Origin of the sequence: Alteromonas oceanisediminis (genome assembly GCF_018474025.1) — a bacterium.
Lineage (GTDB): Bacteria > Pseudomonadota > Gammaproteobacteria > Enterobacterales > Alteromonadaceae > Alteromonas_E > Alteromonas_E oceanisediminis.
Genome location: NZ_JAHCTA010000003.1, coordinates 401,617 through 424,455, shown reverse-complemented (window position 1 = coordinate 424,455; position 22,839 = coordinate 401,617). Strand labels below are relative to the sequence as shown.

At 49.0% G+C, this 22,839-nt stretch carries 19 protein-coding genes; 11 read left to right on the top strand and 8 right to left on the bottom strand.

Features of this window, described 5'->3' with window-relative positions; all coding sequences use genetic code 11:
• Positions 1-25: 25 nt before the first annotated feature.
• From KIU71_RS07355 to envZ, 4 genes are all read left to right on the top strand, one after another.
• On the top strand, positions 26-916 hold the full coding sequence (locus tag KIU71_RS07355; RefSeq protein ID WP_214130541.1) for a TIGR02285 family protein: 891 nt from the start codon (positions 26-28) through the stop codon (positions 914-916).
• Between the two features lie 82 nt (positions 917-998).
• A complete protein-coding gene (locus KIU71_RS07350; protein ID WP_214130540.1) occupies positions 999-1,898 on the top strand; it encodes a phosphoribulokinase in 900 nt (299 codons plus the stop codon).
• Between the two features lie 141 nt (positions 1,899-2,039).
• Positions 2,040-2,771 carry an osmolarity response regulator transcription factor OmpR gene (ompR, locus tag KIU71_RS07345; protein WP_250207326.1) on the top strand — a complete coding sequence of 244 codons (732 nt, stop codon included), beginning with the start codon at positions 2,040-2,042 and terminating at the stop codon, positions 2,769-2,771.
• A 10-nt stretch (positions 2,772-2,781) separates the two neighbouring features.
• Complete coding sequence (envZ, locus tag KIU71_RS07340) at positions 2,782-4,125, top strand: two-component system sensor histidine kinase EnvZ (RefSeq protein ID WP_214130538.1); 1,344 nt, start codon at positions 2,782-2,784, stop codon at positions 4,123-4,125.
• On the opposite strand, the gene KIU71_RS07335 is transcribed toward envZ, so the two are convergent.
• Positions 4,122-4,718 (bottom strand): carboxymuconolactone decarboxylase family protein, encoded by a 597-nt coding sequence (locus KIU71_RS07335; RefSeq protein WP_214130537.1) that lies wholly within the window; start codon positions 4,716-4,718, stop codon positions 4,122-4,124. The genes envZ and KIU71_RS07335 overlap by 4 nt on opposite strands.
• Complete coding sequence (locus tag KIU71_RS07330; protein ID WP_214130536.1) at positions 4,715-5,983, bottom strand: GGDEF domain-containing protein; 1,269 nt, start codon at positions 5,981-5,983, stop codon at positions 4,715-4,717. The genes KIU71_RS07335 and KIU71_RS07330 overlap by 4 nt, the downstream gene beginning before the upstream one ends.
• 148 nt (positions 5,984-6,131) lie before the next feature.
• Here KIU71_RS07330 and KIU71_RS07325 point away from each other — a divergent pair, with 148 nt between their 5' ends.
• Positions 6,132-7,088 carry a carbon-nitrogen hydrolase family protein gene (locus KIU71_RS07325; protein WP_214130535.1) on the top strand — a complete coding sequence of 319 codons (957 nt, stop codon included), beginning with the start codon at positions 6,132-6,134 and terminating at the stop codon, positions 7,086-7,088.
• 22 nt (positions 7,089-7,110) lie between these two features.
• On the opposite strand, the gene KIU71_RS07320 is transcribed toward KIU71_RS07325, so the two are convergent.
• A complete protein-coding gene (locus KIU71_RS07320; RefSeq protein ID WP_214130534.1) occupies positions 7,111-7,371 on the bottom strand; it encodes a hypothetical protein in 261 nt (86 codons plus the stop codon).
• 181 nt (positions 7,372-7,552) lie between these two features.
• On the opposite strand from KIU71_RS07320, the gene KIU71_RS07315 reads away from it, so the two are divergent.
• From KIU71_RS07315 to can, 3 genes are read left to right on the top strand one after another with little or no spacing between them, the layout of a single operon-like run.
• Positions 7,553-8,068: an RNA polymerase sigma factor gene (locus KIU71_RS07315; RefSeq protein ID WP_214130533.1), complete on the top strand. Its 516-nt coding sequence runs from the start codon at positions 7,553-7,555 to the stop codon at positions 8,066-8,068.
• The gene (locus KIU71_RS07310) at positions 8,061-8,657 is read left to right on the top strand and encodes a hypothetical protein (RefSeq protein ID WP_214130532.1); all 597 of its coding nucleotides are present in this window, start codon (positions 8,061-8,063) and stop codon (positions 8,655-8,657) included. Before KIU71_RS07315 ends, KIU71_RS07310 begins: the two co-directional genes overlap by 8 nt.
• On the top strand, positions 8,644-9,231 hold the full coding sequence (can, locus tag KIU71_RS07305; RefSeq protein WP_214130531.1) for a carbonate dehydratase: 588 nt from the start codon (positions 8,644-8,646) through the stop codon (positions 9,229-9,231). Before KIU71_RS07310 ends, can begins: the two co-directional genes overlap by 14 nt.
• Positions 9,232-9,247: 16 nt before the next feature.
• On the opposite strand, the gene KIU71_RS07300 is transcribed toward can, so the two are convergent.
• Entirely contained in the window at positions 9,248-12,916 is a 3,669-nt protein-coding gene (locus KIU71_RS07300) for a translocation/assembly module TamB domain-containing protein (protein WP_214130530.1), read from the bottom strand.
• Complete coding sequence (locus tag KIU71_RS07295; protein ID WP_214130529.1) at positions 12,913-14,667, bottom strand: autotransporter assembly complex protein TamA; 1,755 nt, start codon at positions 14,665-14,667, stop codon at positions 12,913-12,915. Before KIU71_RS07295 ends, KIU71_RS07300 begins: the two co-directional genes overlap by 4 nt.
• Before the next feature lie 188 nt (positions 14,668-14,855).
• Here KIU71_RS07295 and KIU71_RS07290 point away from each other — a divergent pair, with 188 nt between their 5' ends.
• Both KIU71_RS07290 and KIU71_RS07285 read left to right on the top strand, forming a co-directional pair.
• Positions 14,856-16,805 carry an alpha/beta hydrolase family protein gene (locus tag KIU71_RS07290; RefSeq protein WP_214130528.1) on the top strand — a complete coding sequence of 650 codons (1,950 nt, stop codon included), beginning with the start codon at positions 14,856-14,858 and terminating at the stop codon, positions 16,803-16,805.
• 66 nt (positions 16,806-16,871) lie between these two features.
• Positions 16,872-18,086, top strand: coding sequence for a multidrug effflux MFS transporter (locus KIU71_RS07285; protein ID WP_214130527.1), 1,215 nt, complete (start codon positions 16,872-16,874; stop codon positions 18,084-18,086).
• Between the two features lie 35 nt (positions 18,087-18,121).
• Here KIU71_RS07285 and KIU71_RS07280 read toward each other — a convergent pair whose 3' ends face one another.
• Positions 18,122-18,454, bottom strand: coding sequence for a hypothetical protein (locus KIU71_RS07280; RefSeq protein WP_214130526.1), 333 nt, complete (start codon positions 18,452-18,454; stop codon positions 18,122-18,124).
• Positions 18,455-18,845: 391 nt separating this feature from the next.
• Positions 18,846-20,327, bottom strand: coding sequence for a ketol-acid reductoisomerase (gene ilvC / locus KIU71_RS07275; protein ID WP_214130525.1), 1,482 nt, complete (start codon positions 20,325-20,327; stop codon positions 18,846-18,848).
• 117 nt (positions 20,328-20,444) lie between these two features.
• Between ilvC and ilvY the strand changes: the two genes are divergently transcribed.
• Positions 20,445-21,308: an HTH-type transcriptional activator IlvY gene (ilvY, locus tag KIU71_RS07270; RefSeq protein WP_214130524.1), complete on the top strand. Its 864-nt coding sequence runs from the start codon at positions 20,445-20,447 to the stop codon at positions 21,306-21,308.
• Here ilvY and KIU71_RS07265 read toward each other — a convergent pair.
• Positions 21,290-22,813, bottom strand: coding sequence for a YifB family Mg chelatase-like AAA ATPase (locus KIU71_RS07265; RefSeq protein ID WP_214130523.1), 1,524 nt, complete (start codon positions 22,811-22,813; stop codon positions 21,290-21,292). The two genes, ilvY and KIU71_RS07265, sit on opposite strands and share 19 nt — an antisense overlap.
• Positions 22,814-22,839: the final 26 nt, after the last annotated feature.

Here is a 22,839-nt window from a genome sequence, read left to right as displayed (position 1 = left end):
CATTTCTGTATCGATAAGGATTATTGTGCGCATCTTTACAGCGGTTATCATCACTGTAGCACTGGGCTACTCGTCTAACGTATTGAGTCAGGGTAACACTATCCGCTGGCAAACCTTTCATGTTCCGCCTCTTTACATGAAAACGGGGGAGCTAAAAGGTCAAGGTTTTATTGATGCGCTCTTGGCCATGATTATCGCAGAATTACCGGAATATGAGCATCTCCAACCGTTGACCACGCAGGCGCGTGCAATGTATGACATTCGGTTGGGCAAACAAGCGTGTCATCCCGCGCTATTTAAAACCGCCGAACGCGAAACTTACGCTGTGTTCTCCCACCCCGCATTCTTTACGCCAGCCAATCGCCTGATTCTGACCGAGGCGGCACAACAAGAGTATCAATTGAAGCCGCCTGTCTCTGTAGATGCGTTACTTCAGCATGACATCAGCTTAGCCCTTATCAATGGACGTTCGTATGGGAAACTAGACAGTGTGCTGGCGAAAGTTCCTGTACGCAGTGTGTTACTGATGACCGTGGAGCGTAACGACAAACTTTTTGAACTGATTATTAAACGTAGAGTGGATGCAAGTGTTGCGTATCCTTTTGAACTCAATCTGTTCAACCTGTTGCACTCGCCATCTGAGCAGTTAGTCGCGCTGCCTATCGCTGGCATTCCCGAATACGCCATTGGGCATGTTGCTTGTCCAGACACCCCATGGGGACAGCAAGTGATTGAACGGGTTAACGCAGCTTTGCATCGGTTGGTGGCTCAACCGGAATATCAACGCGCGATGACAACATGGTGGAGTGAGGAACGAGGCAAACCCAGTTTTATTAGTTTCTATCGAGAGGAGGTGCTGAAACCGAATGGATTGGCAGGAATGACGGCAAAAGGCGATGACTCGACCAGTCAGTAAGTTGAGTTTAAGCACCAAATAGCTTGACCATCGCCGTTCGCTTGCATATAACTAGTGTCCCATTTTGCTACCCTCGAGCGCTATGTCGGTAAAACACCCCATCATTGCAATTACCGGTTCTTCTGGTGCAGGCACCACAACAACCACCAATGCAATCCGTCATATATTTCGCAATCTCGACATCAATGCCGCGGTTGTCGGCGGCGACAGTTTCCACCGGTTTACGCGCCCTGAAATGGAAGTTGAGATCCGCAAAGCGCAGGAACAGGGGCGTCATATTAGTTACTTTGGCCCCAAGGCAAACGATTTTGTTTTGCTTGAATCCTTGTTTAAAGATTATGGGGAAACCGGACAAGGCCAGTTCAGGCAATATTTGCACACGTTTGACGAGGCGGTACCTTTCAATCAGATGCCCGGCACTTTCACGCCGTGGCAGGCGCTACCAGAAAATACGGATTTGTTGTTTTACGAAGGGTTACACGGCGGCGTTGCTACCGACGACGCAGACGTGGCAAAACACGTTGATCTGTTAGTGGGAATGGTGCCAATCGTAAATCTGGAGTGGATACAAAAGATTGTGCGCGATACCACTGACCGAGGGCATTCGCGCGAGGCGGTGATGAGCAGCATCGTGCGCAGTCTGGATGACTACTTCCATTACATTACGCCGCAATTTTCTCGCACGCATGTCAATTTCCAACGGGTACCCACGGTAGATACCTCAAACCCATTTAGCGCGCGCGAGATCCCGAGCCAGGATGAAAGTTTTGTGGTGGTGAGGTTCCGTCGTGAAATGAAAAACGTTAACTTCCCGTATTTGCTACAGATGATTGATGGCGCTTTTATGTCGCGTATCAATACATTGGTTGTGCCCGGTGGAAAGATGGGCCTAGCCATGGAGTTAATTTTGACCCCACTGATTGAAGAGCTTCTGGATAAAAAACGCCGCGCAGGTTTTCAGGTCGACTGGTTGCAAGAGTAAACAGAACCTGACTCAGACAAAAAACGTGAGGTTGCGCTGTAACGCTTTGTAACATTCAAAATCGAGATTGCCGAGCGGCAGTGCTGTCGCTATTGATACCTTTGATTTATAGTGAAAACATCGCAATAGATGAGTTTAGTTATGGGTCAGGAAACATCGAAAATATTGGTGGTGGATGACGATATGCGCTTGCGTTCGTTGCTTGAGCGCTATTTGGTAGAGCAAGGGTATCAAGTACGGGCCGCCGCGAATGCGGAGCAAATGGATCGGTTATTGGAGCGGGAGAATTTCCACTTGATCGTGCTCGACTTGATGTTACCCGGTGAAGACGGCCTGTCTATTTGTCGGCGCCTACGGCAGAAAGACAACGATATTCCCATCATCATGCTGACAGCCAAAGGCGATGAAGTTGACCGAATCATTGGCCTGGAAATGGGCGCAGATGATTACCTGCCTAAACCGTTCAATCCAAGAGAGCTACTCGCACGAGCGAAAGCCGTGTTGCGTCGCAAAGTCATTGAAGCGCCCGGTGCCCCTTCGCAGTCGGAACAGGTGGTAGAGTTTGGTCATTATGCACTGAATCTTGCAACGCGGGAAATGACCGACAATGGCAAGCCCATTAGCCTGACCAGTGGTGAGTTTGCGGTGCTAAAGTCGTTGGTGACTCATCCGCGAGAGCCATTATCACGCGACAAACTGATGAATCTGGCTAGAGGCAGAGATTACAGTGCCTTGGAGCGCAGTATTGATGTGCAAGTTTCGCGACTACGCCGTATGCTTGAAGTCGACCCTGCAAACCCTCGTTACATACAAACGGTGTGGGGGCTGGGTTATGTTTTTGTGCCTGATGGCAGTGTTCCCGGGGATGGCTAAGCGCTGATAAATGCGACTATTTCCTAAAAGTGCGTTTGGGCAAACGGTGCTGCTGATAGGCATTGTTTTGCTGATCAACCAAATGGTGTCTTATCTGCTGGTCACGCATTATTTCATCCGCCCCAGTTATCAGCAGATCAACGAACTGATTGCTGATCAGGCTCGCGTGTTGCTCAACGAAAATATTCACCAACGCAGTGCAAGTGAGCGCAACGAATTCGCTCAACTCACCGGTATCCAATTTTTTTCACCTCAGCAGGCTATCGAAAATGGGTTGAACGATGCAACGTTTTACGCGTTTATTTCAAACGCTGTGTCAAAGCGTTTGAATGCATCGACAGATGTGCGTTTGGGACTGCGCACTACCGACCCGCGTGATGTGCAAAGTCTGTCTGCGAATGCATACACTGTATGGATAAACTCATCGACTGCGCCTGATACGTGGATAGCGCTTCCCATGCGTGGTTTATCTGAAGCTGATTTTTCTCCGCTGACGTTTTACCTCATCGTAATCGGCGTGCTCAGCGTATTGGGCGGCTGGCTGTTTGTGCGCCGCTTAAACAGACCATTACAGTCGCTGGAACTTGCCGCTATGGATGTGAGCCGGGGAATATTTCCTGCACCACTCCGGGAAGATGGGACGAGTGAGATGATGGCAGTGACGCAAGCATTCAACCGGATGTCAAAAGGTATCAAGCAACTCGAGGCTGATCGCAACCTGATGACAGCCGGTATTTCTCACGATTTACGTACACCGCTTACTCGCATACGATTGGCTACAGAAATGCTGCCCGATGAGCAGGAGTGGGTGAAGGACGGTATCGTGCATGATATTGAAGATATGAACGCCATTATCGATCAGTTCATTGATTACGCCCGGCAAGACACCAACGAGCGAAGAGAGCCGATTGATCTCAACTTATTAATCAAAGAATTGGTACAAGTCAGGCACGTGGAAGAAAACCACCATATTCAGTTGCACTTGGCACCACTACCTGAAACGTTAATCCGCAAGATAGCCATTAAACGGGTGCTCGACAATTTAATTGAGAATGCCTTCAAATATGGCAGTCCGAATATTGAGATTAGCACTGCAATTGATGCACGCCGTAAAGTCATTTGTTGCACTGTTCGGGATTTTGGCACCGGTATAGATGAAGACGAAATAGAGTCTCTGTTTGCGCCTTTTGTACGGGGTGATAAAGCGCGAGGCGCGGCAAACGGTAGCGCCGGTTCGGGGCTTGGGTTAGCCATTAGCAAACGAATTATTGATATGCACGGGGGGGCTATATCGATTACCAACCACCCTGCAGGTGGCCTCGTTGCCTATTTCGAGTTGCCTGCAATCCGCTAGCTCTTATGAGTGATGCGGTGGCCCTGTGATTTTTTAACCAGCCGCTGTATCTCTGGGTCAACCGGTAAATTCGCCGCAAAGGTATAGGTGTTGAAAAACAACGAAACAGATACCAACATGGTAATTTCGAGCGCTTGGGTGCGGTCGAAACCGGCGTTCATCAATGCAGTAAAATCTTTTTCTGACAGCGCGCAATCGCTTTTTGCCAGGGTTGCCGCGATTCGCGTTGCCGTTTCATAGCGTGGCGGAATAAATCCACGGCTGTCGCCCAAGGCTATATCTTCTAAATCTTGAAAAGACAAAGACTCCGTCATTCTGATCAGATTCGACGCATGCAATGCCATGCAGTAGGGAACGGTTCGATGATAGGCAACTGTATACATAATCAAGTCTTGCAGCAGCGGGGATAAATGCCCCTCAACTAAAATCGACTTGAGGAGCGACCATGTACTTCGAACCATATGCGGCATTTCGCCCATGTAAGTCAGCCAGTTAGGAAGTTCGCGATCACCCATCGTATCGCGGACTTCATCATAAATTGCGCGAAGTTCGTCTGAAGCATGTTCATAATTCACACAGGCGTAATTGCTCATGAGCGCATCCCCGCAGATAAAGTTTGGGGAATCGGTGTGGCGAGTGCATGGCTTTTCTTAGCCGCATACATACGTTGATCTGCTAATGCGATCCAAGCTGGAATGTCATATTCTACCTCTTGTAGAGCAGCAAAGCCGATGGATGCGCTGACATGAAAGTTTAAGCTGTGCTGGATGCGCACAATCGCTTGTTCAAATGCAGCGTTTATCCGTTCAACAAATTGATGATCATAATGATGGAATATCACGGCGAACTCATCACCGCCCAACCTGAATGCCAAGTCACTTTCTCTGCCAAGCGCCGATAGTTCATTTGCAATAAGCTGAATAAAACGATCGCCGGCGGCGTGGCCCAGTCGATCATTCAGTGGCTTAAGGTGATCCAGGTCAACTACAGCAATGGTTGCATTACTTCGTAACTTGCCACTGTTGCGCAAGCCCTTAATGGTGTCATCAAACGCGAGACGATTACCAATTTGAGTTAAGGCATCGGTGCGCGATAGCGCTTCGGCAGTCTGTAGTTGAGATTCTGCGCTACGCAACTTGAATTGTGGAGCAATCACAATAGTCGCAATGCTAATCACCTGTTCGGCAATACCATAATCAGTATCCGTTGAGTCATGCATTGCCATAATGTGGCCCAAGGGGTTGCCCATTGCGTCTCGATAAACCAACCCAGCGTAGGCTTGTGCGCCCATGTCTTTAAGCGCTTGATAATTTGGAAAAATACGCTGCAGTTCAGAAAAAACGGTAAAGCGTTGGCTATCGACAACCATTTCGCACGGCGTACCAGCGACGTCATATTCAAACGGCTCTAACGCCGATTGGTGATCCGTGAAGGCTAAAATCTCTAGCGACGTCGGTTGGCTGAATCGCGTAATCGCTACCCAACGCCAGCCTAAGCGCTGCTGGATAGCTTTTGCAGCAGCCATGTAAACGTTCGCGTCGCGCTCCATGGCGGTCAGCAACGATTGTAGTGTTTGTTCAGCAATCACGTGATGCTGTGGCTGTTGCGATGAAATGACAAACGCAAAGCCGTCGTCAAGTGCAACAGGAGTCACCTGTTGATGATCGTGGAAATTGCTCTCCATATCTACATGGCCAGCGTGTGTTTTTGCAGCCGCCAGCAGAAACTGTTGAAACTGAGGCTCAAGACGACTAAACGCGGGATTTGCGTATCGCTGTTGGCCTAACGCGTCGAACACAACAGTGGCATCACTGATTTGTTCCAGTAAGCGATGCGAGTCGAAACCTTTAAGGTGCATGACAGCTCCCAACCAATAATATGTCTAATGATTGACCAACTTAATCGGTTAAGCCTTTCACAAAATCGTCGATTAATTAAGCGTACCCGTGTAAGTTATTGACTTATCATGAATTAAAAACGCACAGCATCGGGCCTAGGGAATAATTATGACTGATACAACTCTCACTGTGGCACTCGCTCAGATAGCGCCGGTTTGGCTTGACCGGGAGGGTACGTTAGAAAAAATTAAGACTGCCGTGGCTGAAGCAGCGGATAAAGGCGCTTCACTGGTCACGTTCGGCGAATCTCTGCTGCCGGGCTACCCTTTTTGGTTAGAGCGCACCGGTGGGGCTATATTTAATTCGGCGAAACAAAAAGCGATCCATGCTCGCTACCTTCAACAAGCTGTGAGCATTGAGTCAGGTCATCTGGATGAATTGTGCCGCTTGGCAGCGCAACGCCACATTGCCGTCGTTTTAGGTACCGCTGAGCGTGCCGGAGATAGAGGCGGGCACAGTCTGTATTGCTCTTTGGTGTATATTTCTAAACAAGGGCACATTGCCAATGTGCATCGAAAATTGATGCCGACCTATGAAGAACGTCTAACCTGGTCACCCGGTGATGGTCATGGCCTTCGAACATTCCCTTTGCAACCTTTCACGCTAGGCGCTTTAAATTGCTGGGAAAACTGGATGCCATTGGCGCGAGCAGCTTTGTATGGGCAAGGTGAGGACCTGCATGTGGCTATCTGGCCGGGTGGTGAGCATAACACTCAGGATATCACCCGCTTCATCGCCAAAGAAGGTCGCAGCTACGTCATGTCGGTGTCGGGGTTAATGCGGCCTGCCGATTTCCCAGACGACACGCCTGAATTGGCTGAAATACTACACAATGCTCCAGAATTCCTGGCATCAGGCGCGTCATGTATTGCTGCACCTGACGGCGGCTGGGTGATCGAGCCACAAATAGGCAACGAAGGCGTTTTTGTGGCTGATATCGACCATCTTCGGGTGTTAGAAGAGCGTCAGAACTTTGATCCCGTCGGCCATTATTCGCGTCCTGATGTGACTCAATTACAGGTCAATCGAGAACGTCAGTCAACGGTTCGTTTTTTAGACCCCTAACAAACGACGCATATTTTGCAGGCTACAATTGATTTATTTTGCGATTTAGCTCGTAGGCTGGTTCGGTCACTATCTTTTCCAGCGTCGCAACGCGCTCTCTTAATTCTGTGATTGTCTGTGCTTGAGCGTGCTCGGTCGTTGACGCCTTTTTATCAAACGGGCTGGCACAACTGCCATTCATCCAGTCGTTCAAACGTAAATTAAACTTGTGGTCGAGGAAGTGTGTTATCAAACAGATTGAAAGCACGCCTGAAATAATCATAAAAACAGTAACAGCAGTCATTGATATTCTCCTTGGAATAGCGATTTTAACGTTCATTTTGCCGAGCCGCTTGCGGGGTCGACCTTTGACGTGTAGCGTAATTGCCCTCACGAATAACTCTATAGACGCTGCGCTGTGATTTTTATTACAGACTTTTTTAATGTAACTTTTTTATCCTTCGACAGACTAAGTACAAAAGCCTATGACATTGTCATTTAACCAAGTGTTTGAGCAATATGCGGGCTTATTGGCTCGGGTAGCAGCCTCGTATGAAGCCGTACCGGCCTTACAACAGGAGCTGTTACAGGAGATATGTCTGGCGGTCTGGCAAGGGCTGAAACGTTTCGAAGGTAACAGCAGCATTAAAACTTATATATTACGTATTGCACACAATCGCGCGGTTACGCACGTGTCGGTGCAGATGCGCCATCCCAAATTTGACGATATAGATGACATGGTGGAAAAGGCGCAAGGTGACGATATCAGTCGTCATTCAATGGAGTCTGTTATCGCCAATCAACGCAGTGCTGCACGACTCGTCGCGGCTGTTCGGGCATTGCCTATTGCTTCGCGTCAGGTCGTAGGGTTGTCATTAGAAGGGCTGAGCTATAAAGAAATCGCCGAAACATGCGGTATGACAACATCAAATGTGGGTGTTGTATTGACGCGAGCGAAGCAGCAACTGCAACGCCTAATGGAGACGGAAATCAATGAGTAAAAAGCCTCAAGAATCGGATTTAATTGCTCTATGGCAGCAGCAGAGCGTCCCCAACATTGATACTGATAAGCTACACAAAAAATTTAACCGGATGCGCTGGCGTCAGGTGTCTTATGCCTGTGGCGATGTCTTCGGCGTTCTTATCGGACTTGCGGTGCTTTGGTTCTCGCGTGAACGTATGTCGGAAATATTTTTTACTGTCATGCTCACTTTTGTTGTGCTTTCTCTCGTCTTTGCACTCTATATTGTGTACTTACGTCGATTTGCCTTATTTGCGCAGCGCAGAACCACGCGCGAATTCCTTTTATCATTAACGGAACAAACGAGAAGTAACATCAAAATTGCCTGTATCACGAAGCACAGTACTTGGGTGAGCTGGTGTAGCCTGAATATTGTGTGGTTAATTTTATGGGCCGCTGACGACATGCCCATAGAAGAATGGCGCAATAAATTTGTGTTAATGAATGCCGTGTCGCTGTTGGTCTTTATCCCCTTCTGGTTCTGGGCGCAGCATCGACAACGCAAATTCGAACGCGCATTGGTGCCGCTTGAACAATCTCTAAAGGAGTACGACAGTGCCGGAAATTAAGCGTCTACTAGACAACAACAAAGCGTGGGCGGCACGCACTCACGAAGCCAATCCAACCTTTTTTGATATGTTGTCTCGTCAGCAACGCCCTGTTTATCTTTGGATTGGTTGCTCAGACAGTCGTGTTCCGGCGAATCAAATCGTTGATTTGCTGCCGGGAGAAATTTTTGTTCATCGCAATGTCGCCAATATGGTTGTACACACTGATTTCAACTGCCTCTCCGTGTTGCAGTACGCAGTAGATGTACTCAAAGTAAAACATATCATTGTGTGTGGTCACTACGGTTGTGGGGGCGTTGAAGCCGCGATGGGCGATGCGCAGCTTGGTCTCATCGACAACTGGCTTGCACATATCAGAGACATTTACGATCGTAATTCTGATCATCTCTCAGCATTATCTGACACTGAGCGCTCAGACAGATTGTGTGAATTAAATGTGTTGGCGCAGGCGGCGAATGTTAAGAGCACCAATATTGTGAGGGACGCACTACAACGAAACCAACCATTAAAAATTCATAGTTGGATTTACAGCTTGAGCAATGGCCACCTCAAAGACTTAGCCGCCGAGGGATAACGCGGGTGATTTAGGATCATTCCCCTTTTTCGGTGGCCTTTGAGGGTTGATTGACGTCACCCACAGAAAATTGATAGTAAATAATCAACGCTTCGCTCAGCCCACTGATGGCTTCCAGATAGAGTTGCGGCATCAGTTGGTAGCGAAGCTTGACTTCTGAAACAGAATTAAACACGCCAACGCCGTACTCCAGAGTCAAATCTGGCGCGATAGTGCCGCTCACACTCACGGTCGTGTCAGAACCGCTTCCCTGCGCCCGCAAACTAAGGTCGTTGATACCCAGCGCTTCTCCCATGCTACCGGTGATTGTTTCACTGTTTGACACACCAAAACCCACTAGCAGCCCGGCAAATTGATTATTGTCTTTCTCGCCACCACCTACACGGCCGCGGCCAAAGAGTAAGTAAGCCAGATTATCGGCCTGATCGAGAGCCGGTTCAGAAAACAACTCCAAACTAGGTTGAGTGGCAAGCCCTTCCAAGCGCACGCCCGCAATCACCCCATTTTCCGTGAGTTTTGGGTTTCGTATTGCTTCAACATACAGAAGCGGTTGGCTAATGGGGCCATTAAACTGGAGTTCACCTGTGCGTACCTGAAGCTCCTGGCCGTAAGCACGATATTCGCCATTCAATATCTGCAATTCGCCGAACCCTTGAGTCGTTGGCTGGGTGCGGACAGCCACATTTCCCGCTAGGTTAGCGCGTAAACCAAACGCATCGATTTTAACCTTTGACGCTCGCTTAGGATCGATGACGACATCAATATTCACATCAGCGAGATCAATCACTGACGTCGGTTCTGGTTCTCCACGAAGATGCACATCTGACGAAGGAGACACCGCATTTGGCGGTAATTTCTCAATCAGTATGTTAGCTTCGGGAATAATGATTTCACCGTTGACCGCGAGCGCCCTTTCTTCAAAATCAATTTCAAGGTTTGGAGATAGCGTAAGTGCAATATCCTGATGGCTAACTTGCAGCTTGTCGCCACTGAGCACTGCGTTTAACGCAATGTCGTCTTTCCAGCGAATTTCGCCGCTGAGAGCACCTGAGCCACTGCCGAGTTTAAAATCACTGGAGAGATTAGCTTTGTAACGGTCAAACGTCATCGCAGTTTGCCAGTCAGTAATCACGGCTGGAGCGCGCTCTGCATCAATAACACCGTCTCGTAAGTTCAGCGACCCGTTGATTTGAGGTAATGCCGGGTCACCCGTAATGGTGACAGAAGCATCGAAAACACCTTCAAGGCGATGCAGTTCAGGACTTAAAAAGGCAAGTGGTGCTAGTTTGACTGATTCTGCGAGCAGCGTGGCATCCACGGTCTGTTTATTCGGTGTGGTATCGAAGGTTGCTCGCGCTTCTATTCGTCCTAGCGCCTGACTGTTCAGGGCAATCTCTGCATCAAGCAATTGTTGATTTGCATTCAGGACAAAATCAGCCGGGTCGATCTTTATGCGCAAATTCTTTTTGTCGTCGCCAACGACCCACTCAGCTGCACTAAGCTTGCCTTGCACGTTCGCGATCAAACCTTGTTCAGGTGAATAAGTTCCTTCTACCTCTAAACCCAATGTGGCATCTGCGCTTGACAGGGGCAGCTCGGCGGCTGACAAGGCGAGCAAATCGGCCAGCGGCAGCGCTGACAAAGACAAGCCAAATTCGGCGCCCTGCGGCTCATAACGGGATGACTTTACACACGCTTTGCCGTCTTCGTTGATAGTAAAGCATAGCGGATTGATAATAGCACTTTGCGCTTCAGGGTTGACAATAATCGGTTCGGCATCGCTCAGTTGCAAGCGCACCGCCGCGTGTTCAACGGTCGTTTCCTGTAATTGAACTTGCCACTGCGGTGCATCGTACTTAAGTTGAGCACGCACATTGGCGTTCACATCAGGCCTAACTAGCGCTACAGTGAGTTCATGGTCGGTGCTACTTCCGGTCATTTCTATATCGAGACGCTGAGCCAGCATCTGCTGATCACCAAACTCATCCTCGTTAGCAACATCGGTGGCGTCTATTTTTACCTCAATATCTGGCGTAGTGGGGGAGCCGGATAGCAAAATATTGCCGCGCGCCTGTCCAAAAAAGCCGGGTATGGATTGCTCTAGAGCATTGACAGCGATGATCAGATCAGCGTCGACGCGCCGGTCAATCAGCAGACGGGCAAACCCCTGTATCGTGTTGTCAACATGTGACACGCGCACGTTACTCACAGCAACACCGGCGTTGCCCGCGTAAGCCGCGCTGCCCGCAATGGTTAATGGGTAACCCATCTGAGAGGCGCTAATATTGATTTCTGGTACGTTCAGGTTCAGTTGACCGTCAGTTAACTGTGCTTCGTAACGCAGTCGCCCGGTGATCTGACTCGGCAGTTGCTCACTGAATAAGCTGGCATCCAAATCACGGATAGCTGATGATAAGTTTGCGCTGACTCCATCGTTAAATCGCACCGACCCTGATGATTGAATTTCGCCGCCCAGCGCGATCAATGTAGCATTTCTTACCCGCGCTCGCTGCGTATTCACATCGGCATCTATATCAAGGCGCACTGGCGTGGGCAATCGCGGTAAACTCACCTGAGTATCAACCTTAACGCGATAGTCTGATGTGTTCCCGTCAATGCCTAACTGTCCCTCAGTGACACTGAAATCGGCGGTAGAAAGCCCCAGCGATTGATGGTTAAAGGCCTCCCACGTCACGTTGGCTGACACAGGAAGTGTCGCTGCAAGCGGTTTGAGTTTTGCGGTCACGTTCGCCCGAACCGGTTGTTCTGCTATCAGTGAGAGAGACAGATCAGCCACACTGCCGTTTATTGCACTTTGCAACTGTACGGGTGGCATATCCTGAGCCGCCATTTGAACAGTTAACTCCATTGAAAGTGGATAAGCGCCCGACAAACTGACATTGCCTTGCAAACTTGCGCTACCTTGTGCGTGGCCGACGTTCAGGCGGTTGATTTGTACGTCGGTGCCGCGCGCAGAGGCATCCAGAAGGAGTTGCTCTATTTGATGACGTTGCTCGCCACTATTCAGTGAAATACCGGCTATTTCGAGATTTTTCACTACGGCATTGAGTGGAATAAACACATCCGGTAAAACAATATCGGCACTGCGCTGCCAATAGGGTACTGTAGGCACTGGCTCTTGATCGCTGGCGGGCACCGTGATGGCCAATGACGATATGTTCGGGTTAAGCAGCCGCCACTGCTGATACAAACGTATTTCTGTGTGTAATCGACCTACCTCAATTTTTTCACCAGAGGCTAGTGTGACCTGCGTCTGGTTGGCAAGGAAAGAGTCGACGGCCACCAGCAACGGCAATGTGATCAGTTTATTTGTGGGGTCAACTTCTTCGGTCTGCGATTCAGTCGGTTTTAACACCACTGATGTGCCGTCGAGCTGCAGGGACTCAACACACACTGACACTTGCAATAAGCAGTTAAGACGAATATTAACGGCGGCCTGCTTCACGTTTACTTCGGCCGCGTCGGACTGAAATTGAATATCTGAAAACGTAATGGTTGAGGTTAAACCACCATTGACCTCGCCAATGCGAAGACCTTCTACATACCCTGCGGCAAACTGAATGATGCTGGGCGTGCCGAGGCGGCTGGCAGAAACAAACACAAGTGCCACTAACAGTATCAGGACAATGAGTATGCTAATGCCTAAGCGTTTGAGCCAAATCATAACGCAGGCCCCAACGAAACATGTAATCTCACGTTAGTTTCAAAATCATTTTGACCATATGCAAGATAGAAACGAACAGGGCCGATGAACGACAGGTAATGTGCGCCTATACCTGTTCCCCATGAGATGCCTTCGTCAAAATCATTGGTTGCCGTTCCGGCATCAACAAAGGTCGCCAATCGCCAGTTCTCGGCGATGGGAAATGCATACTCTGCACTGGCAACCGTTAAATACTGGGCGCCGGTAAGCTCGTCGTTTTCATCAAGTGGTGAAATTGTTTCGTAGCCAAAACCACGAATGCTTTGGTCGCCACCGGCGAAGAAACGCAGCGAGGACGGCACTCGCGAAAAATCGTTGGTATCAATAGCCCCTAAGTCGGTACGAAAGATGAAGCGATGATCGCCCAGTGACTCAATCCATTTTGCTTTTGCCACTACGCGTACAATGTCAATGTCGGACGCTAACGACTGGCTGCCTCCTTCGAGCGTTACAATGATTCGTCGCCCCGATTCTGGATCGAGTCCACCGCTGGAGCGCAAGCCGCTGATGGAATAACCGGGCAGAACTAACTGGGTGGTTTGCTTCGCTTCAGAGGCTTGAGCAAAGGTTTCATTTAAGTAGCGGATGAAAACGCTATGCTGCCATTCAGACCCCTTTGGACGTAAATAGCGCTGCGCCGATACGCTGAATTTCTGACTCCGTGTGTCATTGTCATCAACTTTTTCATAACCCACCTGATATATCGCGTAGTCATCATTCACATCGGCCATTGGCACCTTATAACTACTGGTCAGTGTTTGCTCCGGTGCGGAGATAAAGGCCTCAGTAATAATACTGTGACCTTCGCTATTTACCCAAGGGCGCTGCCATTTGAAATCGAGTCTGGGCCCAATATCACTGGAAAAACCAACGCCTACGTCAAATAAGTCGCGAGGCTTTTGCGTCAGTGTCACTTCAATTGGCACGATGTTATCTTGAGCTTCTTTCACCACAGGGCGTGCTATCGCACGAGAGAAATAACCGGTTTGACTGAGTATGCGATTAAATTCACTCACTGCATCGGCTCGGTAGTAGTCACCGTAAGTTAGTGTGTTCACTCGGTTTACAATGTCAGTCGCGAGCTCGTCACCTTTGACAATAATATTGCCAAATTTGTAACGAGGGCCGGAACGCGCCACCAAAAGCACGTTCGCTTCATGCTGTTCTCTCACGATATCCAGTCGCGCCGCTTGCCATGTGAAATCAAAATATCCACGCGATATAGCCGTCGCGATCATTTCGGATTTAAAGGTGTCGTATTTTTGTTGAAGCAAGCGATCGCCTTTGCGCAATGGGAAGGCTTTAAATCGCTTTGAAAACCATTCGTCCGTGCGACCTTCGCCGACCACTTCTAGCGTCAGGTTTGTAATAATCAGTGGCTCACCCAGAAAAATATTCACACTGACTGCGCTGTCATCGTCGATGACAGTCATTTCGGCTTCGTAATACCCGAATGGTTTAATCGCGGACTGAACTGCATCTTGTACCGGCTGCTTCCAAAGCCTGTCTGGCGTAACAGAAGTATCCACGTTCACATTTTGTAGGTGCAGTCTGATATTGTTCATGACTGCGGCATCCTTCACACCGGTGACTTTAAAATTAGGCGCAGCCTGAGCGTCAGCCAGAATGCCAAGGAAAAGCGCGCTGGCCAGCAAGCCGGTCAACAGTCGCGCAGTCATGCTGGAAGCAGTGAGTCGGATAGATAACGGCATGTTCAACGGGCATTCTTCATAACAAAGTGTTTGATAAATGGTACTCTCTGGGTGGTTTGATACAGGTATTCACGGGACTCTCGCTCAACACCTGTTGCTACTTGCTACGATGGGGACCAAGGTTGTGTTCAAAATGCATTTGCATATAATGTTCCGCTGCATCTAATCGTGTTTAAAAGGACTGCTTTATGAATGGACACTCGCAGCGCTTCGGCGTTCAACTCTTTCGATTGATTGTTCTCGTATTGGTAAGTTTACCAGCTATTGCCGACCCCTTGCCAGTCAGCAGTTTTAGCCAGTTACCGCAGTTTGAGCGTCCGTCGCTGTCGCCGAGCGGTGAACGGGTGGCTTTTATCCAAAATATTGACGGTGAAAACCCATTGAGTGTGTTATCTGCTGTCGATTTGAACAGCGGTGAACGCTTTTATCTTCTTCAGTCTGACAACGAATCGATCAAAATTAATTGGTACCGCTGGGCAAACGATGAAACGTTGATTATCAGTGCCCGCTATGAATCACGTCATCGCACAACCAAATATTACTCCACGCGTTTGTTCGCCATGGAGTATGACGACTTAGAAGCCACGCCGAGATTACTGATTAAGCCTCGGCGCACAACGTCGGTCAACACCGGTCACCACATCTCGCAGTTTCAGGACAACGTGATTGATTGGCTCCCCGATGACCCCGAGCATATTATGGTAGCGATTGATCTTGATAGGCAATTTTTACCCAGTGTGTACAAGCTGAATATTTACTCCACTCGCACTAAACGCGTTGAGAAAGGTAAGCGCGAAGTGCGCGATTGGCTGACCGATCAGCAACATCACCTGCGTGTTGGCATCGCGACAGACTATAGCGACGGTGAAAAAACGATTCTGGTTCGCCGCACGCCAGAGGCAGACTGGGATGAGCTTTTCCGCTATAACAGCTTTGAAGATGCCGGTATTCGGCCAGTGGGATTTGGACTTGATCCCAACCTGTTGTATTACCGCGCCTATAAAGATGACAAGCTCGCACTGTTTACCTGGGATCTGCGCGATGATAACAAGACTGAGATGTTCAGTGACACTGATTACGACGTAAACGGGCGTCTATTGTATTCGCCAGTAACGCGCGACGTGATTGGTGTCAGTCATAGCCATTCGAAACTCGGCCGAGTGTATTGGGAGCCGCGCTATGAAGCACTGCACAATAGCGTTGAGAAGCTATTCCCGGACACTGACAACTACTTCGTCAGTTTTAACCAGACGGAGAATGCCTATATTCTTTATACAGAGAACGATTTTACACCGGGTACATACTACCTCGGCAATCGAGAGAAGCAGACCTTAGGCAAGCTGTTTGAACAATATCCCGATCTGAAAACCAGCAACATCGAGCATAAGCTTGTGAGCTATCAGGCGCGTGACGGTATCGACATTGAAGGCTATTTAACCTTGCCGAATGGCCAAGGCCCTTTTCCCACCATACTGCATCCGCATGGCGGTCCGGGGGCGAGAGACTATGATGGTTTCGACTATTGGACGTCGTTCTTCGTTAACCGAGGCTATGCGGTTTTCCGTCCCAATTTTAGGGGGTCTAGCGGATATGGGTATGAGTTTGCACAAAGTCAGATGCAAAGCTGGGGGCTAGCAATGCAAGATGACCTCACGGATGCAGCGCATTGGCTGGTTAAGCAGGGTGTGGCCGAAGCGGGGAAGATGTGTATTGTGGGGGCAAGTTATGGCGGGTATGCCACCCTGATGGCGGCGGTGAAAACGCCAGACTTGTTTGCCTGCGGAGTCAGTTTTGCCGGTGTCAGCAGTTTAAATCAATTGTTGTCGACATCGCGTCGTTTTCTGAATAAGAAATTCGTACGCAATCAAATCGGTGATGACAGTGACGACCTGCGTGAACGTTCACCGTATGAGCAGGCTGAAAAAGTGTCTATGCCATTGCTGCTGGTGCACGGTGAAGAAGACCGCGTGGTGAGTGTAAGGCAGAGCCGGATGTTTGCCGAAGAGCTTGAGGATTTGGATAAAAATGTCGAATATATCGAACTGCCTAATGGTGACCATTACCTCTCTATTCAACGAAACCGACATACGTTTTTTCAGCGAATGGACACGTTTCTGAAAGCACACTTAACGAAATAACCTGACTGTTGTTCCGCGCAGAGTCCTGCTATTCTCTGCGCCACTTTCCGCAAATTAAAGAATATCATGTCGCAGTCGACGCTAGTAAAACCTGCGTTAGGAATTTTCGAGTTTGTCTGTTTGATGGCGCTGATGACATCGCTGGTCGCATTGAGTATTGACGCGATGCTACCGGCTATGAATCAAATTGGCGCTGATCTAGGCAGTGACTCGCAGCAACAGATCCATCTGATTGTGTCTATTTTCTTTATCGGCATGGCGTTTGGTCAATTATTTTTTGGGCCTTTTGCTGATGCGCGTGGCCGCCGGGAAACCATTCTCGTTGGGCTGTTAGTGTTTGCTGTCGGCACGGTTATTTGCATGCTATCTGAGTCGATGGAGGTGATGTTGTTGGGTCGCTTGATCCAAGCCTTTGGCGTTTCAGGCCCACGTATTGCCGCCATGGCAGTGATACGCGACCAATTTGTCGGTGAGAGTATGGCGCGTGTCATGTCATTCATTATGGTGGTGTTCATTTTAATGCCAATGCTGGCACCCCTTGTGGGTCAGAGTGTGTTGATATGGTTTTCATGGCGACACATTTTCACGCTGTTTCTTGTCGTCGCGCTGATTGCCGGGGTGTGGTTTTTCGTCCGTCAGCCTGAAACCTTGCCAAAGGAAAAGCGCAAACCATTCACATGGAAAGTCTTGTATCAATCAACGCGATATATCCTCACTCACAAAGCTGTTATGGGTTACAGCATCGCGATGGGATGCATCTTCGGAGCATTCTTAGCTTACTTAAGTGCATCGCAAACGATATTCCAAACCATTTATCAAACTGGCGAACAGTTTCCGCTGATTTTTGCCCTACTGGCGGGCTCGATAGGGTTGGCCTCTTTTTTCAATGGGGCATTGGTGATGCGGTTAGGTATGCATTTACTGTGTCACTCGGCATTGCTGTGTAGCATCGTTTTTAGTCTCGCATTACTTGCCGTTGTGTTCGCCTACGCTGGAGTTCCACCGCTGAGCGTGTTTGTTGGTACGCTATTCGTCGGGTTTTTCTTCATTGGCGTGCTGTTTGGCAACTTAAATGCGATGGCAATGCAGCCACTTGGTGCGATGGCCGGGCTTGGGGCGGCGATTATCGGCAGTATTTCGAGCTTATTATCGGTGCCAGTCGCGTTAATCATCGATGCTTATCTTATCGATAATGTGTATCCCATTGCGATTGGCTTCGCGGTGTTTTGCAGTCTGGCGACAGTAGCAGCGCGCTGGGCGACTTCGACTCGGATGAATTGAAGTACACCATCCGTGGTGCTCATCGGGCAGTGTCGCTATTTTACTAAGCGTATACTCGGTTTGGGGCGTTGATTTTCAAGAATATCGACGGTACGTGGATAACGCTCGCCATTTTTAATTTTGTCGTAACTGACGGTTTTCATTTCAAGCATTTGACAAAACTTATAAAAGGTCATGAAGTCTTTACGGTTAAACTCTTCGCCTTCACGTGTCATTTGCGTATCAATATAAATTTGGTCGCCGTTTGCCGTGAGGTTGGCAACGGCAGAGTAGGGTTCGCCGTAATTTCTAACGCGCAAAGCGCGGACCATTTTCACTTCAAAAACCCAATCACCGATTTGCGTAAAACGCGTCATCGTTTGGTTCATTCGTATTTCCTTTTCAACAAGGTCTTTTCATCAGGGTGTAAGCTCCTTAACTGAAACTCAGGGCTCACAAGCAATATATCTGCCAACTAAAAAACCAATTAAAAACAACGGTGTAAACTGTGCGGGGATATCACCTGTCACTAAATTGAGACAACTAATCCAGTGTGATTTTTCTAATCTGACAAAATAAATAAATACACTTTTAAATCATTGAGTTATATCTGAATGCGTGGAAAACTTGGTGTCTGTTAAAGGCGACACGACTCTCATCGCTAACTCACTTTTAAGCTTACTGTTATCTGCGCTGTTGTAAAGCGACTTTTGGATAAAAAAAGCCCGACCACGAAGGCCGGGCAAGAGGGCTTATACAAAGCACCTAACGACAGAACTGTTATGCTTCAACAATCGCTTTCATATCGCGCATATAATCTCGCAGCACTGCTCCCACGGTTTCAACACCGTGGCTGCGGATGGCTTGGTTAACTTCTACCAAGCGCCGGTTATCGACGCCATTTTTGGTCGGGTCAACCCCGCTGCCTAATTCAACCGGTGTGATGTCAGGCATCAACGTGGATTTCAATAGGGGGATGGCCGCGTTAGCAAATAGGTAGTTTCCATATTCAGCCGTATCCGAAATGACAACATTCATTTCGTACAAACGTTTGCGGGCGATGGTATTTGAAATCAATGGGGTTTCATGGAGTGACTCATAATAGGCAGATTCAGGCAAAATCCCAGCCTCCACCATGACATCGAAGGCCAATTCAACACCGGCTTTAATCATTGCTACCATCAAAATACCCTGATCAAAGAAGGTTTGGTCGTCAATTTTACCGCTAAACGCAGGCGCATTCTCAAACCCGCTTTGACCGGTCTCTTCGCGCCACTGCAATAAATTCTTATCACCCTGAGCCCAATCAGCCATCATTGTCTCAGAGAATGTACCACTCATAATATCGTCTTGATGCTTTTCAAACAGCGTGCGCAACACATCTTTCAATTGCTCTGAGAGATCAAACGCTTTGATTTTCGCCGGATTAGACAAGCGATCCATCATGTGTGTGACACCACCAATTTTTAGCGCTTCAGTGATGGCTTCAAGACCGTGTTGAATCAACGCGCCCGCATAGGCCGGCTCGACGCCATCCTCAAGCATTTTCTCGTAGCACAAAATGGCGGCGGTCTGTTGCATGCCACAAAGGATAGTCTGTTCACCCATTAAGTCAGACTTTACCTCGGCAACAAAAGAGGATGCCAGTACACCAGCACGATCTCCACCAGTCGCGCTTGCCAACGCCTTGGCGATATCCCAGCCCTTTTCCTGAGGATCGTTTTCAGGGTGAACTGCGATTAGCGTAGGCACACCAAAACCGCGCTTGTATTCTTCTCGTACTTCCGTGCCGGGGCATTTCGGTGCACACATCACCACGGTAATGTCATCACGGATGCGTTGTCCTTCTTCGACAATATTGAAACCGTGCGAATAGCTTAGCGTAGCGCCTTTTTTCATCAGCGGCATCACAGCTTCTACAACGCTCGCGTGTTGTTTATCTGGCGTAAGGTTGTAGACAATGTCCGCGTTAGGAATGAGCTCCTGATAGGTGCCTACGGTAAAACCATTACTGCTAGCGCGTTTGAATGATTCTCTTTTCTCATCAATCGCTGACTGACGCAGCGCATAGCTCACGTTCAGTCCCGAATCACGCATGTTTAGACCCTGATTTAAGCCTTGGGCGCCACACCCAACGATCACAATCAGTTGATCCTTTAAATAATCACATCCGTGTGAAAATTCTTCGCGCTGCATAAAGCGACATTGCCCAAGTTGTTTGAGTTGTTCGCGTAACGCGAGAGAATTAAAGTAATTTGCCATGTTTACCAAGTCCACTATTTGTTCAGGCGATTTTAGCCTGAGCTCAAGATAGGCGATTCGCACTATTTAATAAAATGAATTAAAATCATCACAGTGTTGCATAAAGTGAAATAAAGCATGGATTTAAAGGAACTCAGCCTGTTTTGCCACCTTGCCAATAGCCTGCACTTTGGTAAAACTGCCTCAGCAAAGTTTGTTTCACCATCGACCTTAAGCCGCGTAATCACGCGCTTGGAAAGTGAAGTTGGCGCCACGCTTTTTTGGCGCAACAATCGTCAGGTGGCGTTGACCAAGGCGGGTGAAAAGTTACTCGCGTTTGCCCTGCCGGTGCTTGAGGATTGGGTACGACTGAAATCCCAGCTGAATATTGACGGGCAGCAGTTAAGCGGTAAGCTCACCTTGTTTTGCTCCGTGACAGCCAGTCAAAGTCACCTGCCACTGCTGCTTGATAAATTTCGCCAGCAACATAGCCTGGTGGACATCAAACTGGAAACGGGCGATCCGGGCATTGCTGTTAAAAAAGTCATCGATGGTGTGTGTGATGTATCCATTGCCATTAACTCGCCCGATTTCCCCGCTGCATTACACTTTGCTCATTTGGCGTATGTGCCTTTGGTGCTGGTTGCACCAAAGTCGATGCGAGTGTCAGCGCTTGCTGATGTGCAGTGGTCGCAAACTCAGGTAGTTATGCCCGACAGCGGGCCCACTCGGCGCACAGTGCATCATTGGTTTGCTGAGGCGGGTATTCGCCCGACAATCTATGCCTCAGTGGGTGGAAATGAAGCTATTGTCAGTATGGTTGCGCTGGGCTGCGGTGTGGGTTTTGTGCCGAAAGTGGTGGTCGAGCATTCCACCCTGCAACACCACATTAACGTGATTGAGGTAGACAACATCGAATCCTATGAACTGGGTTTATGCTGTCTTTCCAGTCGTCGAAACGATGCGCTTATACACGCGCTTTTTCAGCAACTGGAAAGTTGATTAACGATACTGTCTAACGCGCGGTAGCTTATTGATTCGGCTAAGTGTTTTCTCTTTATATGTGCACTGTCATCGAGATCGGCGATGCTGCGAGCGACTTTCAGCACTTTGTGCAATCGACGATGAGAAGCGCCTAGTTTGTCCAGCGCGCTGTGCACAAACGCTTGGTCGTCGCGGCTGAGCTGGCAATGTTGATTGAGTTGCGCTACCGACAGTGCATTGTTCAGTCGACCTTGTCGTTGTTGTTGTTTTTGCTGGGCGGCGACGACACGTTGACGGATAACGGCACTGGTTTGCTCGCCAGACGCAGCCATGGCACTGAGTTGTTGGCGAGAGACATCAACTTGCAAGTCGATACGATCAAGCAGTGGTCCAGAGACTTTATTGATGTACTGCAGTATTTTGTCCGGCGTTGTACGTCCGTCGTGAATATCACCGGTTGGGCTCGGATTCATTGCCGCGACCAGCTGAAAATGCGCCGGGTAACGCACCTTACACGCTGCTCGGGATAAGTGAATGTCATGATTTTGCATCGGCTCTCGCAGCGCATCAATGCTTTTACGCCCGAATTCCGGGAGTTCATCCAAAAATAAAATGCCATGGTGAGCCAGCGATATTTCACCCGGTTTAGGAATTGCACCGCCACCGATCAGCGCATTCAGTGAACTCCCATGGTGGGGGCTGCGAAACGGTCTTTCGCGCCAACATTGAAACTTCTGATGAATGTCGGCAATTGAGGCAATCGCTGCGCATTCAATGGCTTGCTGCTCAGACAGTGATGGCAGTATGCTCGGTAAGCGCTGAGCCAGCATACTCTTGCCCGTACCCTGCGACCCGACCAGAAGGATATTGTGTTGTCCGGTTGCCGCTATGGTCAGTGCCCGTTTAGCCTGAGCCTGGCCAACCACATCGGCGAAATCGACAGCATGCTCGTTAGATGTTTCGACAGGGCGATAGGATTCCGGTAGTAACGGCTTGGTGTGATTGAGGTGCGCGATGCACTCAGCCAGATCATTCGCACAGAAGCAGGTGCTACCCTTGCATATGGCGGCATCGGCTCGGTTCAAGCTGGGGATGATGACCTTTCGAGCAACCGTGTTGGCGGCGATGATGGAGGGCAATACCGCACTGGTCTGGCGAATATCGCCACGCAGAGAGAGTTCACCCAGAAACTCGTACTCGCCGAGTAAATCGCGAATAGGTTGCTCATCAATCTGGCCACTGGCGGCTAAAATACCCACAGCAATCGCCAAATCGAAACGCCCACCGGCTTTGGGTAAATCTGCCGGAGCAAGGTTAATCGTAATGCGTTTAGCCGGAAACTCGAAACCGGTTTGAATGATTGCGCTGCGCACTCGCTCGCGAGCTTCGCGAACCGAAGTTTCAGGTAATCCGACCAAGGTAAAACTGGGGATCCCATTGGCTAGATGCACCTCAATGGTGACCAGTGGTGCTTCAACGCCAAGACAGGCGCGAGAGAACACGGTAGCAAAGCCTGCGCTCATAATAAAACTCAACAATGAAAACGACA

Bases quoted from the DNA above. Each gene is read 5' to 3' on its own strand.
- envZ (WP_214130538.1), top strand. From the start codon at position 2,782: ATGCGACTATTTCCTAAAAGTGCGTTTGGGCAAACGGTGCTGCTGATA.
- KIU71_RS07335 (WP_214130537.1), bottom strand. From the start codon at position 4,718: ATGAGCAATTACGCCTGTGTGAATTATGAACATGCTTCAGACGAACTT.
- KIU71_RS07350 (WP_214130540.1), top strand. From the start codon at position 999: ATGTCGGTAAAACACCCCATCATTGCAATTACCGGTTCTTCTGGTGCA.
- KIU71_RS07265 (WP_214130523.1), bottom strand. From the start codon at position 22,813: ATGAGCGCAGGCTTTGCTACCGTGTTCTCTCGCGCCTGTCTTGGCGTT.
- KIU71_RS07290 (WP_214130528.1), top strand. From the start codon at position 14,856: ATGAATGGACACTCGCAGCGCTTCGGCGTTCAACTCTTTCGATTGATT.
- ilvC (WP_214130525.1), bottom strand. From the start codon at position 20,327: ATGGCAAATTACTTTAATTCTCTCGCGTTACGCGAACAACTCAAACAA.
- KIU71_RS07280 (WP_214130526.1), bottom strand. From the start codon at position 18,454: ATGAACCAAACGATGACGCGTTTTACGCAAATCGGTGATTGGGTTTTT.
- KIU71_RS07315 (WP_214130533.1), top strand. From the start codon at position 7,553: ATGACATTGTCATTTAACCAAGTGTTTGAGCAATATGCGGGCTTATTG.
- KIU71_RS07320 (WP_214130534.1), bottom strand. From the start codon at position 7,371: ATGACTGCTGTTACTGTTTTTATGATTATTTCAGGCGTGCTTTCAATC.
- KIU71_RS07330 (WP_214130536.1), bottom strand. From the start codon at position 5,983: ATGCACCTTAAAGGTTTCGACTCGCATCGCTTACTGGAACAAATCAGT.
- KIU71_RS07285 (WP_214130527.1), top strand. From the start codon at position 16,872: ATGTCGCAGTCGACGCTAGTAAAACCTGCGTTAGGAATTTTCGAGTTT.
- KIU71_RS07325 (WP_214130535.1), top strand. From the start codon at position 6,132: ATGACTGATACAACTCTCACTGTGGCACTCGCTCAGATAGCGCCGGTT.
- ilvY (WP_214130524.1), top strand. From the start codon at position 20,445: ATGGATTTAAAGGAACTCAGCCTGTTTTGCCACCTTGCCAATAGCCTG.
- KIU71_RS07300 (WP_214130530.1), bottom strand. From the start codon at position 12,916: ATGATTTGGCTCAAACGCTTAGGCATTAGCATACTCATTGTCCTGATA.
- KIU71_RS07310 (WP_214130532.1), top strand. From the start codon at position 8,061: ATGAGTAAAAAGCCTCAAGAATCGGATTTAATTGCTCTATGGCAGCAG.
- ompR (WP_250207326.1), top strand. From the start codon at position 2,040: ATGGGTCAGGAAACATCGAAAATATTGGTGGTGGATGACGATATGCGC.
- KIU71_RS07295 (WP_214130529.1), bottom strand. From the start codon at position 14,667: ATGCCGTTATCTATCCGACTCACTGCTTCCAGCATGACTGCGCGACTG.